Source organism: Streptomyces sp. CA-179760, assembly GCF_050937045.1.
Classification (GTDB): Bacteria; Actinomycetota; Actinomycetes; order Streptomycetales; family Streptomycetaceae; genus Streptomyces.
Genome location: NZ_JBNJLZ010000001.1, coordinates 7,924,481 through 7,940,779, shown reverse-complemented (window position 1 = coordinate 7,940,779; position 16,299 = coordinate 7,924,481). Strand labels below are relative to the sequence as shown.

11 protein-coding genes and 2 pseudogenes are annotated in these 16,299 nt (G+C 71.1%); 7 read left to right on the top strand and 6 right to left on the bottom strand.

The genetic code is table 11. The features are described 5' to 3' along the window. Positions 1-116: 116 nt before the first annotated feature. From ACQEV8_RS35995 to ACQEV8_RS35980, 4 genes and pseudogenes are all read right to left on the bottom strand, one after another. Positions 117-962, bottom strand: coding sequence for an inositol monophosphatase family protein (locus ACQEV8_RS35995; protein ID WP_432969022.1), 846 nt, complete (start codon positions 960-962; stop codon positions 117-119). Between the two features lie 121 nt (positions 963-1,083). Next, positions 1,084-2,910: a gamma-glutamyltransferase family protein gene (locus ACQEV8_RS35990; protein WP_432969019.1), complete on the bottom strand. Its 1,827-nt coding sequence runs from the start codon at positions 2,908-2,910 to the stop codon at positions 1,084-1,086. Between the two features lie 939 nt (positions 2,911-3,849). Further along, positions 3,850-4,305, bottom strand: a pseudogene (locus ACQEV8_RS35985) (MerR family transcriptional regulator); the annotation flags it as partial. 151 nt (positions 4,306-4,456) lie between these two features. Beyond that, positions 4,457-6,127 carry an RICIN domain-containing protein gene (locus ACQEV8_RS35980; protein ID WP_432969016.1) on the bottom strand — a complete coding sequence of 557 codons (1,671 nt, stop codon included), beginning with the start codon at positions 6,125-6,127 and terminating at the stop codon, positions 4,457-4,459. 202 nt (positions 6,128-6,329) lie between these two features. Between ACQEV8_RS35980 and ACQEV8_RS35975 the strand changes: the two are divergent. Next, positions 6,330-6,489: pseudogene (locus ACQEV8_RS35975) on the top strand (IS110 family transposase); the annotation flags it as partial. 278 nt (positions 6,490-6,767) lie between these two features. On the opposite strand, the gene ACQEV8_RS35970 reads toward ACQEV8_RS35975, so the two are convergent. Then, positions 6,768-7,568: a zinc-binding dehydrogenase gene (locus tag ACQEV8_RS35970; RefSeq protein WP_432969012.1), complete on the bottom strand. Its 801-nt coding sequence runs from the start codon at positions 7,566-7,568 to the stop codon at positions 6,768-6,770. A gap of 618 nt (positions 7,569-8,186) precedes the next feature. Between ACQEV8_RS35970 and ACQEV8_RS35965 the strand changes: the two genes are divergently transcribed. The 6 genes from ACQEV8_RS35965 to ACQEV8_RS35940 all read left to right on the top strand — a co-directional run bounded on the left by ACQEV8_RS35965 (position 8,187) and on the right by ACQEV8_RS35940 (position 14,701). Next, a complete protein-coding gene (locus tag ACQEV8_RS35965; RefSeq protein WP_432969009.1) occupies positions 8,187-9,890 on the top strand; it encodes an NAD-dependent malic enzyme in 1,704 nt (567 codons plus the stop codon). A 129-nt stretch (positions 9,891-10,019) separates the two neighbouring features. Continuing rightward, complete coding sequence (locus ACQEV8_RS35960; protein WP_432969006.1) at positions 10,020-10,460, top strand: AEC family transporter; 441 nt, start codon at positions 10,020-10,022, stop codon at positions 10,458-10,460. Next, complete coding sequence (locus ACQEV8_RS35955; protein ID WP_432969003.1) at positions 10,403-11,077, top strand: AEC family transporter; 675 nt, start codon at positions 10,403-10,405, stop codon at positions 11,075-11,077. The genes ACQEV8_RS35960 and ACQEV8_RS35955 overlap by 58 nt, the downstream gene beginning before the upstream one ends. Positions 11,078-11,163: 86 nt before the next feature. After that, positions 11,164-12,897: an FUSC family protein gene (locus tag ACQEV8_RS35950; protein ID WP_432969000.1), complete on the top strand. Its 1,734-nt coding sequence runs from the start codon at positions 11,164-11,166 to the stop codon at positions 12,895-12,897. A 22-nt stretch (positions 12,898-12,919) separates the two neighbouring features. Continuing rightward, positions 12,920-13,813 (top strand): LysR substrate-binding domain-containing protein, encoded by an 894-nt coding sequence (locus ACQEV8_RS35945; protein WP_432968997.1) that lies wholly within the window; start codon positions 12,920-12,922, stop codon positions 13,811-13,813. 219 nt (positions 13,814-14,032) lie between these two features. After that, positions 14,033-14,701: a hypothetical protein gene (locus ACQEV8_RS35940; protein ID WP_432968994.1), complete on the top strand. Its 669-nt coding sequence runs from the start codon at positions 14,033-14,035 to the stop codon at positions 14,699-14,701. A 31-nt stretch (positions 14,702-14,732) separates the two neighbouring features. Here ACQEV8_RS35940 and ACQEV8_RS35935 read toward each other — a convergent pair whose 3' ends face one another. Next, complete coding sequence (locus ACQEV8_RS35935) at positions 14,733-16,253, bottom strand: NCS1 family nucleobase:cation symporter-1 (protein ID WP_432968991.1); 1,521 nt, start codon at positions 16,251-16,253, stop codon at positions 14,733-14,735. Positions 16,254-16,299 lie beyond the last annotated feature (46 nt).

Here is a 16,299-nt window from a genome sequence, read left to right as displayed (position 1 = left end):
CAGGATATGCCCGGGGACTGACAGTCACCGGCCGCGGGTGATTTACGGCCCTGAGGACGCCTGGAGAACGGCTGGAGCGGCCGTTCGAGCGACCAGGTGTGTACGGTCGGTGACCGTCACGCTCCCCCCGACAGCAGTCCCGCCACATGCCGGGCCGTGGCCGCGTCGCGGGCCGCGGTGAAGGGGAGGTCGTTGCCGCCGGTGATGCGGAACGGCTCGCCCGTGCGGGTCAGGTGGGTGCCGCCCGCCTCCTCGACCAGGAGCAGCCCGGCGGCGTGGTCCCAGGCGGCTTCCCAGGAGAAAGCCGTGGCGTCCAACTCGCCCCGGGCGATGGCGAGATACTCCAGTCCGGCCGAGCCGCACGGGCGCGGCGCCACACCGTCGGTGCGCAGGCCGATCAGGGCGTGCTTCTGTTCGTCCGTCGTGTAGTCCGGGTGGGAGGTGGCCACGCGGAGGTCCCGGCCGGGCTCCGGCACGCCTGCGAACAGCCGCTCGCCGTCGAGGTAGGCGCCCTTGCCGCGCCGGGCGGTGGCGAACTGCTCGCGGGCGGGCGCGTAGGTCCAGGAGGCGAGCAGGGTGCCGCCGTGCGCCAGCGCGACCAGGGTGCAGAATCCGGCGTCGCCGTGCACGAACTGCCGTGTCCCGTCGACCGGGTCGACGATCCAGACCGGGGCGTCGCCGCATATCGCCTCGTACGACGCCGGGTTGGCGTGGACCGCCTCCTCGCCCACCACGACGGAGCCGGGCAGCAGATCGATCAGAGCGTCGGTCAGGTACAGCTCGGCCTTGCGGTCGGCGTCCGTCACCAGGTCGTGCGGGCCGTTCTTCTCGTCCACCTCGTGCGCGGCGAGGCGGCGCCAGCGCGGCATGATCTCGGTGGCGGCGGCCTTGCGGATCGCCTCCTCGACGTCGGAGGCGTGCTGTGCGAGAAACTCTTCGATGGTTTCGTTGCTGTCGATCACCCCTCCATGACAACACGCGCCACTGACAATGCCCGCATGCCGGGTGCACCCCGGGTGGCATCACGATGAACGATGGACGATGGCGGGTCCGCGCGGGCCGGGCGACGGCGGCCCTGCCTGATCACCGGCCGACCGCGTATCCCTGCATGCCGCGCGGGTTCGCCGCCGCAGACAGGACGCCCGTCTCCGGGTCCCGCGCGACCGCGCACAGCCGGCCCTCCGACCAGGGGCCGCCGACGGTCACCTCGTGGCCGCGCCGCCGCAGCTCCGCGACGACCTCCGGGTCGAAGCGGGACTCCACGGTGACGCTCCCCGGTCGCATGCCGCGCGGGTAGAAGGAGCCGGGGAAGCTGTCGTTGTGCCAGTTCGGGGCGTCGATCGCGCCCTGCAGGTCAAGGCCGCCACGCACCTGGGCGCGCAGCGCGACCGCCAGGAAGAAGTGCAGCTGCCACTGGTCCTGCTGATCCCCGCCCGGGGTGCCGAACGCCATGACGGGCACACCCTCGCGCAGGGCGATCGAGGGCGTCAGCGTGGTGCGGGGGCGGCGGCCCGGGGTGAGGGAGCCCGGCAGGCCCTCCTCCAGCCAGGTCATCTGGAGCCGGGTGCCGAGCGGGAAGCCCAGTTCGGGCACGACGGGGTTGGACTGGAGCCAGCCGCCGCTGGGCGTGGCCGAGATCATGTTGCCCCAGCGGTCGACGACGTCGAGGTGGCAGGTGTCGCCCCGGGTGGTCCCGTCGGCGAGGACCTCCGGTTCGCCCGGCACGGGGGACGCCGGGCTCTTGGCGACGGTCGGTTCGCCGACGCCCAGGGCGTCGTAGCCCTCCTGGGCGGCGGCCGCCACGCGCGCGTGCGCGCACAGCCGCGGGGTGCGTCCGCCGGGGCTGCCGGGTCGCAGATCGTGGTCGGACCGCTCGCCGACGAGGGCCCGCCGGGCCGCGTTGTACTCGTCGGACAGCAGGTCATCGAGCGGCACGTCGGCGGCGTCCCCGTACCAGGCCTCGCGGTCGGCCATGGCGAGTTTGCAGCCCTCGACCAGGAGGTGGACGTAGTCGGCCGAGCCGTAGCGGGGCAGCTCGGGCGGGAGCAGGGCGAGCTGCTGGAGCAGGACCGGGCCCTGGCTCCAGGGGCCCGGCTTGCAGACGGTCCAGCCGTTCCAGTCGTACGTCACCGGCGTCTCGTAGGTCGCGGACCAGGCGGCGAGGTCGGCGGCCGTGAGGGTGCCGGTGTGGTGGGTGCCGCTGGTGTCCAGGGTGGGGCGCGCGGCCTGGTCCACGAGGGCCTCGGCGATGAATCCGGTGCGCCACACCTGCCGCGCGGCTTCGATCCGGGCCTCCCGGTCACCGGCCCCGGCGGTCTCGGCGAGCAGGCGCTTCCAGGTGGCGGCGAGCGCCGGGTTGGCGAAGAGCTCGCCCGGGCGCGGCGCCTTCCCGCCGGGCAGGTACACCTCGGCCGACGAGGTCCACTCCGTCTCGAACAGCTCGCGCACCGTCTCGACGGTCTCCCCGACGCGCTCCACGGGCGCGTGCCCGTGCTCGGCGTACCCGATGGCGTACTTCAGGACGTCGGCGAGGGACTTGGTGCCGTGGTCGCGCAGCAGCAGCATCCAGGCGTCGAACGCTCCGGGTACGGCGGCGGCGAGCGGCCCGGTGCCGGGCACGAGGTCCAGCCCGAGGCCCCGGTAGTGCGCGACGGTCGCCCCGGCGGGTGCGACGCCCTGGCCGCACAGCACCCGTACCTCGCCGCCGGCCGGGGCCAGGAGGATCGGTACCTCGCCGGCCGGGCCGTTGAGGTGCGGCTCCACGACATGCAGCACGAACGCCCCCGCCACGGCGGCGTCGTAGGCGTTGCCGCCGTCCTCCAGAACGGCCATCGCCGACTGCGAGGCGAGCCAGTGGGTGGAGGACACCATGCCGAAGGTGCCCTGAAGGGTCGGGCGGGTGGTGAACATAGAGCCTCTCACCTCGCTGTTTACGTGAACCGGCCCGGGCGATGGGCACTCAGGACGGGTGCTGGGGAGAGTCTGGGGAGTTTGCGCCAGGGACCTCCTCTTCCCGCTCCCCCAGAAGGCTACCGATCGCCCTGCGCCCCTTCTTCTCCGCCTCCGGCATGAAGTGGGCGTAGTGGTCGAGGGTGATGGTCGGCGACGAGTGCCCCAGCGACTTGGCGAGGGTCACGACCGACTCGCCTGCCTCGAGGACTGACGACCTCGTGCACGGTTGGCCGTGGTTGGGCGCTCGGGTGGCTCGTTGAACGGGCATGGTGGGGGCGGGTGCGCGTGAGTTGATCGTGGCGGAGTGCCGGGTCACGGGGCTGTCGTCGGATGTGATCGCTGAACTCGTCGCTGAGGTGGGGCCGTTGTGGCGTGAGCAGCATGAGGCTCGGTTGACCACCATCACCCGCGCCATCGCCGAAGTGCGGCCCCTGCTCGCGCAGCGGGGCTGCACCGCCGCGCCGGGCATCCGCCCGTGCCCGGCAGCTCGGACCGGTCGAGCTCCTGGCCGACGGTTCGTTCATGGAGATCCTCGCGGATGCCGGCCATCAGGGCGTGGGCGCTCAGACCGGCGGACGGGTGGTGACACCGCCCCATCACAGATTCAAGAACAACGCCCCCGCCCGGTACGAGGAGAGGCACGAGCAACAGCGCAAAAGCGCACTCCTCACGGCGCATCCGCGTCGAGCACGGCATCGCACACCTGAAGAACTGGCGGGCCCTTGCCCGCCACCTGGGCCGCCGCGAGCACATGAGCGACATCGTCCAAGCCGTCGCCGGACTCCTCTCACACCAGCAGGCCGCCACTCTCCGCCGCGGCAATCGAGCGTGAGACCGTCAGCACTGCGGGCCCCGACGTGCCACGGCCAACCGTGCACGAGGTCGTTAGGCCGTGTTTCAGGTAGCGGGTGAGTCTTGGGCGGATTGCTCTTCGGCCAGTTCCATACAGCGCAGGCGGGCTGGGGAGAAGTCGTAGGGCATCTTGCCGGTGGCTTCGAACACGCTCATGGAGTCAGCCTTGCGCCTGCCAGAGCCGAGGTCGGCCTCGCCCTCGCCGTCATCGGCGGTGGCAGGGTGCAAAGTGTCCCAGGCGTCGAAGAGGGCATCGTCGTCCTTATCCAGGCCGGACTCCTCGATGACGGCATGCAGGGCGCTCTCGAAGGCGTGCCGCTCGACGGCCACTTGAGCCACCCGTGGATCATCGACGGCGACACTGTCATCGAGTGCCTCCTCGGCGGCGTCGATGCGGTCGGATTCCTCCCGCAGAGTGGGATGCGTGGCCAGGACGACGAAGCGGGTGGCCTGGACGGCCGCGCTGAGCGGGCCGAAGATCCGCTCAGTGACCAGCAGACTCGAACGTCAAGGGCACATCAGCGTGGTGGACGAGGCCGTCGATTCCGGCGCTTACTGGACGTGACAGCTGGGCCAACGGCCTGCCGGAAAGGGATTCCGAACGCAGATCGGCCGCCAACCGAAGCTGACGACCAATCACGGAAGATCGAGGTCAGAAGCCCTTGACGCTCCACTTCTGATCGCCGGACACAGTGGGCCCGATGAACCGCCACAGGGTGAGGTAGACACCCTTGCCCAGGGAACCGCCCTTGGGGGTGACGGCCTTGCCGTGGCTGTTGCTGATGGTGCCGTTGCGCGGGAAGAATTGCTGGGACTCAGCAGCGGAATTGCAGGTCCAGAGTGTGAGGAGCGCCCCGTCGGTCGAGGATGCGTCGCCCTGAGGGGTAAGGCACTTCCCACTCACCTTGTGGACAAGGCGACCGTTCTGAAAGGCCCACCTCTGGCTCTCGGCTCCCGTGCAGTTCCAGACGGTCACGATGGTGCCGTTGGCAGTGCCTTCGCCCTGGGGCGTGGCGCATACGAATCCTGGCTCGGTGAAGTTGGACATCCATCCCCAGCCGCCGACCTCCTTGCCGGCGTCCGGATCGATCGAAAAGACGACGCGGCGCCCCACTCCCGACGTTGCCAGCGCTTCGTTGAGCCCCCACAGCCGACCCGCCTGGGGCGCCCAGGACAGCCCCTGAGTCAGGCTCGGTGCCTGCGTGAGAACGTGCGGGGACTGACCGGGCTGCGCCACATGGATGCACGAGTAGCCGGCAGACCACGTCTCGGGGCAGTCACCGCTCATGTAGAGATTGGTGCCGTCAGACGCGATCCCCTGCACCTGGAACACCGGTGTCGTATAGCCGGCGACTGCGTTGGCGGGCTGAGGGAGAGCCGCGCTCAGCGGCCCAAGGGGCCACCGGTAGATCCTGCCGCCCGCGCCACCACGGTGCTCTGCCGAAATGAGGTGCTGGCTCTGGCCGTCGATACTCAGACTGCTCAGGCAGATCTTGTTGTCGTTGCTGGGGCCGCAGGCACGCGGATCGGTGGTGATGTTCGCGGTCTTGTAGCGGGCGACCATGGGCAGAGCCCAGCGATGGTAGCGAGCTGAGGCGACTCCACCGCTGATTCCGGTGGAGCCGCTTTCGGTAGTACCCATCCTCCAAAGGTGCTTCAGGTCGTACACCTGCAGCTCGATACCGTTGGCTACGAACAATTTGCTCCCGGACCACGCGATCCCGTCTGCGTGAGATTTGTAGCGAAGCTCCGTGAACCCGCCGGCCTCTGTCTCTGTGGGCTCGACCAGCGCGATATGCCCGTAGCGGACCTGGTCACCCGTGGATTCGGCAATCGAGATCCGCGAGTACTGCTCGTTGGCCTGGCCGTTGGCGTACTTGCCGAAGTACCAGGAGGCCGCGTACAGGTGCCTGCCGTCATACAGGCCGCCGGCGCTTGCTGCGTGCGACCCGGTGAAGCCCTGCGGCATCCAGCCGCCGGCTGGGTCCGCATAGCCAGTTGTGTCGTCGGCTTCGTTCCAGCAGAAGCCGTCGTATCTCAGGGCGCCGTTCAGCCCTGTGTTGTGGCACAGGGCTGGACGCCCTGTGCGCGCAGTCAGAACCTCGGCGACGGGTACGTCTTTTGCGGCGGAGAGAGCCGGATTCGCCTCGGCGGATGCTATTGCCTTGGTGAAGTTGTTGACGGGGGTCAAGGTGGCGCCGGCCGTACTGATGGGGGCGACTTCCGCGGCTACAGCCTGCTGAGGAAACGCCAGCAGGGAAGCGACCAGTGCCACGCCGAGCCCCAAGGCAACGCGGCTTCTTCGTGCGAACGCAGATTTCATAGCCGAAGAGTAATCAGAGTCCGTGCCTACAGTGGGCGTTCGATGTTATTGCTCTGACCGCTTCAATACGCTCGGGCGCATTTATCGCCAATGCGCACGGCCTGAAGCACCTGAAGTCTCCCGGTTGGCAGGCAACTTTTAGGTCATTTCAGGCCATGCGTGTTGGCGATAAACACGCCAAGTCGGCCGCTTGCCGCAGTCTGGGCAAACAGACGCGAAGGACGCCTTCGTCATCGCCGATCGGGCCCGCATGCGCAAGGACCTGGGCGTGCTGCGGCCCGGCGATGAAAGCCGTCGCCCTCAAGATCCTGGTCAGGCGGCGCCGCACCGATCTCGTCAACGACCGCACCCGCCAGATCAACGCCGGTTCATGCTGGGCAAATACCGAAACCCCACGAACTGTCAGGCCATGCCCTGCTCAGAAATAGCCACTCAGGATCGGATCTCGATGGCGAGTGTCCGTTGAGGGAATCCCTCTTGACGAACGAACTGGTTGTCATGGATCTCGTGCAGGAGCGCGGCGTCCCGCTCGTCCGCCGGCGGCGATCCGGGCGAAGGGCTCCTCGCGAGGGCCGGCGAGCACATCGATCGTCGATCCACCGGGCCCACAGGACATCGATCGGATTCCGGGGCCCCGCGGTCACGGCCCGAGTCGCGAGACGACGCCGCGCTGTGACGGGACGAGAACGATCCGGCCGCGGACGCCGCCCTTGGCCATCGCCTGGTAGGCACCGGCTGCTTCGTCGAGCGGCGCGACGGCGTGGACGCGAGCCGGCAGTTCGCCCGTCGCCACCCGTGCGAGCAATCGGGCGAGAAGCGCACCGTCGGGATGGGCGAACACGACCTCGACGGCGATGCCGCGCTCCCCGGGAAGCCGCGAGGCCGGCTGCACGCCGACGAAACGGCCACCGTCGCGCACCGCCCGTAGGGCGTGCTCCTGCAGGGCTCCGGCGTCGGCAACGGCATCCCAGCCCTGCCCGGGATCGGTGGCGATGTCGGCGCCGAGGCCCCGGACGAACGGCTCGTCGTCCGCTCGGGCCATACCGGTCACCTGCCGGCCGCGGTCCTGGGCGAGTACGGCGACGTGCGCGCCCACCACCCCGGCAGCGCCGGTCACCAGCAAGCGCCGAGCCTCGCTCGACACCTCACCGAGGAGGTCGACGAGCTGGGCTGCGGCGGTGGCGTTGAGCGGCACCGTCGCCGCCTCGACCAGGTCCATGCCGTCCGGAACGACGGCGACATGCGCGGCGGAGACGTGGAGGTGCTCGGCATGGGATCCGTGGTCGCGGTCGAAACCGTCGATGAACCCGGCAACACGGGTGCCGACCTGCAGCTCGACGCCGGGTCCGGAGTCATCGACGGTGCCGGCGAAGTCCCAGCCGAGACCGGTGTAGTCCGGCTGGTGGACCAATCCGAGCCGGTGAAAGACGCCCCCGGCCACCCCCAGGTCGACCGGGTTGATCGCTGCGGCGGCAATCTACGCGGATCCGCGCCGGCCCCGGCTCAGCCACCGGGACGTCGACGGTCTCGATCGACTGGGGCCCGGACGGTACACAAAGGCGTGCAGTGAGCGGACCTCATGGGGATACGCCACGGTACGGAACCCGACCGGCATCGTCCCGTCACCGAGCATCGAAGAGACAGCCCCTGGGGCGTGTCCGCAACGTCCCGTCGTCCGCCCGGAGGGCGGGCCTCGCGATCGGCCGGTCCCGCGGTGGGCTGCCCACGAAGATCCACCTGGCCTGCGACGGCCGGGGGCTGCCGACTGGCCTTCACCGTCACCGCGGGACTCGTCGACATCTGACCTCTCACCGGGCCTCGGACGTGGCACCGGGAGCCGGAGCCCTTGGGTCCGGAACTCCCTCCCCGTCGTTGCCCCCGACCGGGCGACGTCAATCACAGTCATCGGCTCGGCCGACTCCCCGCCTCCGAAAAACCCGCAGGTAAAAGCCCTCATGTCCTGAGGTTATGGATCTCCGTCCTGTCAGGCATTGGACGCATGCCACGCAGCGTCACAGTCTGGGAACCAGCCCCGGTTCCCGACTTCTGAGGAGTAATCATGGGCACAGAGAGGAGCACCGTCGACGGTGTCATCCGGACGAGCGCGCGCGGCCACGCCGTCCTCAACAGTCCGCGTCTGAACCGGGGTACGGCCTTCACCTTGCGCGAGCGGCAGGAGCTCGGGCTGGCCGGCCTGGTGCCGCCGCAGGTCCTGACACAGGACCAGCAGGCCGCCCGCGCCTACACGCAGTTCCGGTCCCAGCCCGACGAACTCGCCAAGAACGTCTATCTGACGGCACTGCGCGACCGCAACGAGGTGCTCTTCCACCGGCTCCTCGGTGACCATCTCGCCGAGATGCTGCCGATCGTGTACACCCCGACCGTCGGTACGGCGATCGAGCGCTACAGCTACGAGTACCGCCGCCCGCGCGGCGTGTACCTCTCGGTCGACGACCCCGACGCCATCGAGCACTCCCTGCGCGCCTCCGGGCTGGGCGCCGACGACGTCGACCTGATCGTGGCGACGGACGGCGAGGCGATCCTCGGCATCGGCGACTGGGGGGTGGGCGGCATCGACATCGCGGTGGGCAAGCTCGCCGTCTACACGGCCGCCGCCGGGGTGGATCCGGCCCGCACCCTGGCGGTGATGCTGGACGTCGGCACCGACCGGCAGGAACTGCTGGACGACCCGCTGTACCTGGGCAACCGGCACCCGCGCGCGGACCGGGACAGCTACGACGCCTTCGTCGACGCCTACGTCGCCGCGGCCACGGACCTGTTCCCCGACGCCCTGCTGCACTGGGAGGACTTCGGCTCGTCCAACGCCCGCCGCATCCTGGACCGTTACCGCGAGAAGACACTCACCTTCAACGACGACATCCAGGGCACCGGCGCGGTCAATCTGGCCGCCGTGCTCTCCGGCGTGCGCGCCGGCGGTGCCGCCCTGCGCGACCACCGGGTGGTGCTCTTCGGCGCCGGTACCGCCGGCGTCGGGATCGCCGAGCAGCTCCGCGACGCGATGATCGCCGACGGGCTGACGCCGCGGGAGGCCGCGGAGCGCATCTGGGCCGTCGACCGCCACGGCCTGCTGACCGAGGGCCAGCAGGGGCTGCGGGACTTCCAGCTGCCCTTCGCCCGTGGCCGCGCCGAGGTGGCCGGCTGGCGTCACGACGAGAACCTCGGTGGCGTGCCGCTGGCCGAGGTCGTCGACCGGGTGCGCCCGAGCGTCCTGATCGGCACCTCGGGGCAGGGCGGCGCCTTCACCGAGGACATCGTCCGCTCCATGGCCGCGCACACCGGCCGTCCGGTCATCCTGCCCCTGTCCAACCCCACGCGACTCGCCGAGGCCGTCCCCGCCGATCTGCTCGCCTGGACCGGTGGCCGGGCCCTGATCGCCACCGGCAGCCCCTTCGAGCCGGTGGAGACGGACGGCGTCACCCACCACATCGGGCAGGCCAACAACGCGCTGGTCTTCCCCGGCCTGGGGCTCGGCACCGCAGTCTCCCGGGCCGAGCGGATCACCGACGGCATGCTGGTGGCCGCGGCCCGCGCCATAGCGGACCAGACCGACCCCGCGGCGCCTGGCGCGCCGATCCTGCCCCCGATCGACCGGCTGCGCGACACCTCCGTGGCGGTGGCCGTGGCCGTGGCCCGGGCCGCGACCGCCGACGGCGTCGCCCGGGAGAGCGCCGACGACACGATCGAGGAACGCGTCCGCGCGGCCATGTGGCATCCGGTGTACCCGCCGATCGAGGCCGTCTGACGGGCCTGTGCCCGGGTATCACTCCCCACCCCCCAAGGGGGCACCGACCTGACTCACTCGGCTCTCTGACGTACCGTCACCGGCCCGCACGGTCGCGCCCCCGCCTTGCTTCAAAGGATTGACGCAGTCATGTCTTTCGCCGAGATCTTCACCGTCGTGGTACCGGTCTTCCTCCTCATCCTGGTCGGCTACGGCACCGGCCGCCGGGCGCTCTTCGACGCGGGCGGCGCTCAGGCACTGCGCGAGCTGACCATGCAACTCGCGCTCCCCGCCGCCCTGCTGCTGAGTATCTGGCAGACGCCACGGCACGTGCTGGTCGAGCAACTGCCCCTGGTGGGCCTGCTGGCGTTCGGGTTTCTCGCCGTGTACGCCGTCCTGGTGGGCGTTCTGCGCCTCGCGGCCCGCCGGCCGCTGAGGCGGGCGGCACTGTTCGCGCTGGCGTGCGTCCAGCCGCAGTACGCCTTCATGGGCACGTCCATCCTGGGGGCCTGTTCGGGACCGCTCAGGCCGCCGTGCCGATCGCCGTCGCGGGCATCATCGTCAACGTCGTTCTCGACCCGGTCGTCCTGATCCTCCTCGGCATGCCGGAACAGACGGGGCCCCGGACGGTCACCGCCGGGGCGGCGGCCCCCGCTCGGCGGCCCGCCCTGGCCACCGTCGGCGGGGGTGCGTCCGAGGCGGCCGCCCCGCCGCCCGCCGCCGAGGCCGGGTCGCCCGGCCCGCGCCCCTCCGTGCTACGCACCGTCGGGCACGCGCTGCGCGAGCCGTTCTGCTGGGGCCCCGTCCTGGGCCTGGTGCTGTCGGTCGCCGGGGCCGGTGTGCCGGAGATCGCCGACTCCGCGCTGAGCCTGCTCGCGGGCGCCGCCTCGGCGACGGCTCTGCTGTACGTCGGTGTCTCCGTCGCCCGGATCGGCCGGCCCGCGCTGTCCCCCACGGTGTGGGCGGTCTCGCTCACCAGCGTGGTCGTGCTGCCCCTGCTCGTCTACGGGACGGGGCTGCTCCTGGCCTCCGAGGCCGTCGCCGCGCAGGCCGCGCTGATTCTCGCGTTCCCCGTCTCGCCCGTCCCCCTGATGTTCGCCGCCCGGCACGGCTCGGCCGAGGACGTGCGGACCATCGGCTCCGCCGTCGTGGTGAGCCTGCTCCTCTCCTTCGCCACCCTGCCCCTGCTCATCGAGCTGGTCGGCTGACCGCGGCCGGGCCGGCACTGCCGGGGCCACGCCCCGTGCGCTCCGCACCCGCCCTCCGGTCGGCCACCCCGAAAGGACACGGCCTCATGACACCAGCAGACTCGCGACCGGACCGTCCGCGCCGCCCGTCGCGCCCGTGGTGGCCGCGCTCCGTTCTCGGCCGCCTGCCCGGCTCCCTGCCTTGGGCGGCGGCTGCGCGCGGGGCCGTCGCGCTCGCGCTGCCCCTGCTCGCCGGGCTCGCCACCGGGTGGGTCGTGCTCTCGGCGATCGCCGCCATCGGCGCCCTGTGGGGGGTGAGCCAGGACGGTTCCGATCCGTACCGGGTCCGGGTGCGCCGGCTGGGCTGGACCGGGGTGTCCAGCGCGCTCGGCCTGCTCGCCGGTGAAGTCGCCCTGCGCAGCGGGGAGCCGGCGGCGGTGGCGGGGTGTCTGGTGGCGGCCGCGCTCGTGGCGGGCGGGGTCGGCCTGCACGGGCGGATCGCGTCCGTGTCGGGCATGCACCTGCTGCTCGGTGTCACGATCGGCAGTGGTATCCCCGTGCCGGGGCCGTGGTGGCAGCCGCCGCTGGCGCTGCTCGCCGGTGTCGTCCTCGTCCTCGTACTGTCCGCGGCCCCGTGGCTGTGGCGCCGGCACCAGGTCGAACGGGACGCCGTGCTCGCCGTGTACCGGAGCGCGGGCGAGGCCCTGGCCGCGGCGGGTACCGATGCCGCCGAGCAGGCCCGTCTGCGGATGACGCTGGCGCTGAACCACGCCCACGAGGTGATGGCCCCGCATCTCGCCCCGCACGGGCGGCGGCGGGACGAAACCGGGGACCTGGTCAGGGCGTTCCACTACGCCGTGCGGCTGGGCGAGGCCGTGACGGCGGTGGTGTGGGAGGGCCGTGCGCTTCCGCCCGCCCTGATCGACGTACCGCGGCACCTGGCCGGACGTCTGCTGCCGGGACGCCTCGCGGCCCCGCAGGATCGCGCGGCGCGGCCCGCACCGGTGACCGGCTCGCCGGGCACGCGCGCCCTGGCCGAACTGACCACCGCCGTCGACGGTGAACCGGACGGGGCCGACCTGGAGTTGCGCCTGCCGGCGCACGAGGGACCCGGACGGGCGGCGCGTCTGCGGTACGCCCTGCTGCTGGCCGGGTGCGTGCTCGCCGCCCATGTGCTCGGGGAGGTGCTGCACCGCCCTCGCGGCTACTGGCTGCCCATGACGGTGGCCTTCGTCTACAAGCCCGATTTCGGCCCGCTGTTCCCCCGTGCACTGCACCGGTGCGTCGGCACGATCGTCGGGGTGGCCGCCATCGGGGCGGTGTCCGCGGCGGCCACCGGTACGTACGCCGTGGTGGGCGTCGTGGCCGTGTTCGGCGCGCTCATGGCCATCGGGGTGCGGCACCACTACGCGCTCGCCACGCTGGGGCTGACCGCCGTCGTGTTCGTGCTGCTCGACCTGCTGGGCGATCATCGTCCGCTGTACGGCACGCGCGTGGTGGACACGGCGCTGGCGTCCGCGCTGGTGCTCGTCGCGCACTTCGCCGTGTGGCCGGACTCCTCCGCCCACCGAGCCGAGGCACAGACCGAGGCCGCCGTCGCCGCCGCCCGGCGCTACCGCGACGCCGCGCCGGAAGCGGGCCCGGTCCAGCGGCAGTCACTGCGCCGTACCGCCTACCACCAACTGTCCGAGGCGCGACGGACGGTAGCTCACGCCCGGCGGGAACCGGCCCGCCGCGGGCGGCCGCTGCCCGACTGGGAGAGCGCGATCACCGCGTCCGAACAACTCTGTGACCAGGTGACCGGGCACGTGGTCGCGGGTGCGGCGAGTCCGGTCCGGTAATCGGCGGGGGAAGAATGGCCCCATGGATCTTCAGGTGCTGCGTTCCTTCCAGTCCGTCGCGGAGGGAACGACGGTGACCGACGCCGCGACGGACGCCGGTGTCACCCAGCCCGCCCTGTCCCGCGCCCTGGCCCGGCTGGAGGACGAGGTCGGCGCCGAACTCCTCCAGCGCGTCGGGCGCGTGCTGCGCCTCACCCCGGCGGGGCGGGTGTTCAAGGAGTACGTCGACGGAGTGCTCGACAACTACGACCGGGGCCGGCGGGCCGTGGCCGAGATGGTCCACCCCGACTCGGGCGTGGTGTCGCTGGCCTTCCTGCACACCCTGGGCACCTGGCTGGTCCCCCGGCTCGTCACCGAATTCCGGCGGACCTTCCCGCAGGCTCAGTTCGAACTGCACCAGGACGGCGAGATGGGCCTGACCCGGCACCTCCTCGACACGACCGCGGATCTGGTCATCACCAGCAGCGACCCCGGCCACCCCCTCGTCACGTGGCGGCGCCTGCTGGTGGAGCCGCTGCGGCTGGCCGTCCCGTCCCGGCACCGGCTGGCCAGGCGCCGCCGGATCCGCCTGGCCGAAGTGGCGGAGGAGCGGTTCATCCTGCTCAAGCAGGGATACGGGCTGCGTGACATCACCGCGGAGCTGTGTCGCGAGGCAGGCTTCACACCGGTCATCGCCTTCGAGGGCGAGGAGGTGGAGACCCTGCGCGGTCTGGTCGCCGCGGGCCTGGGGGTGTCCCTGATCCCGTCGTCTCCGGACATCACGGCGGCTTCCGAGTCCCCGATCCGGTACCTGGACATCACCGACGTTCGGGGCGCCCGGGACATCGGCATCGCCTGGCTGAGCTCCCGCGTGGTGCCGCCGATCACCCGGCACTTCCTCGACCACGCGCTGCGGACGTCGGCGGCCGGGGAGTGATGTCCCATCCTGCCGTGGGACGTTGAGGTATGTCCGGGATCGTCCCTGACGACGACGACAGAGTGCGCCGGGCGCAGCGCGACCGCGCCGACACGCACGGTGTTCCGGAGACTTGTGCGGGAGCCCGCACTTCCGCACCACAGGGACGCGTGTGACACTGGCGTCCCGTCCCGCCGTGCGGGCCCGCTCCGCACCGTCCGTCCCCCACAGAAGGGCGCCGTGCGTTCCCTACCTCTGCCCCTGGCCCTGACCGCACGTCTGTCGCCGGTGGTCGTGCTCGCGACCATGGGCTGGGCTCTGTCGTCCGGTCCGCTCGCCACGCCGCAGGCCGCCGAGCACACCTCGGCCGAAGAGAAGACCGAGACCCAGTCCGCGTCCGGCCCGTCGACGGAGACGGTGTCGAAGGCGTACTCGGCCGCGCCGGCGCCGTGCGAGAGCGTCGCCAAGAAGACGGTCGAGTCGCTGGTGCCGGGTGCCAAGACGGCCGGCAAGGAGATCCCGTCCTCGGACTCGGACCTGCGCCGCACCTGCTCCTGGAACGCGCTCGACGGTTACGACTACCGCTGGCTCGACGTGTCCTACGAGGTGCTGGAGTCGGACGAGGCGGCGCAAAAGGCCTACAAGAAGCACACCGAGGAGAAGAGCGGCGGCGGCGCCGTACCCGGCCTCGGCGACAGCGCGTACTCCATCGTCAACCTCACCACCGAGGACAAGCAGGAGACCCGCGAGGGCCAGGTGTTCGTCAGCGCCTCCAACGCGCTGGTGACCATCACGTACAACGGCAGCGACTTCGAGTCGAAGAAGGCGCCCGGTACGGACACGATCAACAAGGGCGCCATCAAGGCCGCCAAGGAAGCGGTGGCCGCGCTGGAGAGCGACAAGGACTGAGCGCTCTCCAGCGCGCCGGCCTTCCTCGTCCTCAGGCGGTGCTCCGGCCGCGCGAGGCCATCAGCACCAGGTACAGCACCATCGACGTGCCCAGGCCCACCGCCCAGCCGTAGTCGGCCAGCTCGGCCAGCGCCGGGATCGGGCGGCCGTCGATCAGCGGCTTGAAGCTCGCGCCGCCGACGGCGAGGACGCCCCCGACCGCGAACGCGACGACGGCCCGCCAGTTCCAGCCGCCCGCGTACCAGTAGCGGCCGCCGGGACGGTACAGGTCGGCCAGGTCCAGCCGGGCGCGGCGCAGGATCCAGTAGTCGGCGATGAGGATGCCCGCGACGGTGCCGAGCAGTCCGCCGACCAGTCCGAGCCAGGTGAAGATGTAGCCCTGCGGGTCGGAGTACAGCTTCCACGGGAAGATCAGCACACCGAGGACGCAGGTGGCGAGGGCGCCGGCCCGGAAACTGATCCTGCGGGGCGCGATGTTGGAGAAGTCGAAGGCCGGTGAGACCAGGTTGGCCGCGACGTTGACGGACAGTGTCGCCACCAGCACCGTGACCAGCGCGAAGAGCAGGCCCACCGTGCTGTCCGTCTTGGCCGCGAGCTGTACCGGGTCCCAGATCGCCTCGCCGTAGACGGCCTGCGAGCCCGAGGTGACCATCACGGACAGGAAGGCGAAGAGCGTCATGGTCGTCGGCAGACCGAGCGCCTGGCCCCGGGTCTGCGCCTTCTGGCTCTTTCCGTAGCGGGTGAAGTCGGGGATGTTCAGCGACAGCGTGGACCAGAAGCCGATCATGCCCATCAGGGCGGGTGCGAAGAGCTTCCAGAAGTCGGCGCCCCAGCCGAGCTTGGAGGGCTGGTCGAACAGCGGGCCGAAGCCGCCCGCCTTGTCGCTCATCCACCACAGCATCACGAACGCGCCGACGAGCACGAAGGGCGCCGCCCAGTTCTCGAAGCGGCGGATCGTCTCCATGCCCCGGTAGATGATGACGACCTGCAGCGCCCAGAAGATCGCGAAGGACAGCCACATGGTCCAGGCGTAGCCGCCGACCTTCGCGGCGTCCGTCCAGCCGTTCCCGATGAGCTTGCCGGCCAGGAAGTAGATGGCCTCGCCGCCGATCCAGGTCTGGATGCCGAACCAGCCGCACGCCACCAACGCCCGTACCACGGCGGGCAGGTTGGCCCCGCGGATGCCGAAGGAGGCACGGGCGAAGACGGGGAAGGGGATGCCGTACTTCGGTCCGGCGTGCCCGGTGAGCAGCATCGGTATCAGCACGATGACGTTGGCCAGGGCGATGGTGAGCACCGCCTGCTTCCAGTCCATGCCGACGGCTATGAGCCCGGAGGCCAGGGTCCAGGAGGCCGTGTTGTGGGCCATGCCGACCCACAGCGCGGAGAAGTTGTACGTGGTCCAGGTGCGCTTCTCGACGGGGACCGGCAGCAGGTCCTCGTTGGCGTAGGGACCGGTCGGTGCGGGGACGCCCGGGGCGATCTCCACCCGGCCGTCGGCGAGGGTGACTTGGGAGGTCGGCGGTGGTGCCGTGGGAGCGGTATCGGTCATGTGCCAGGCCAATCAGGGGAGGTGGGACGGGAAAGGCCATGCGGGT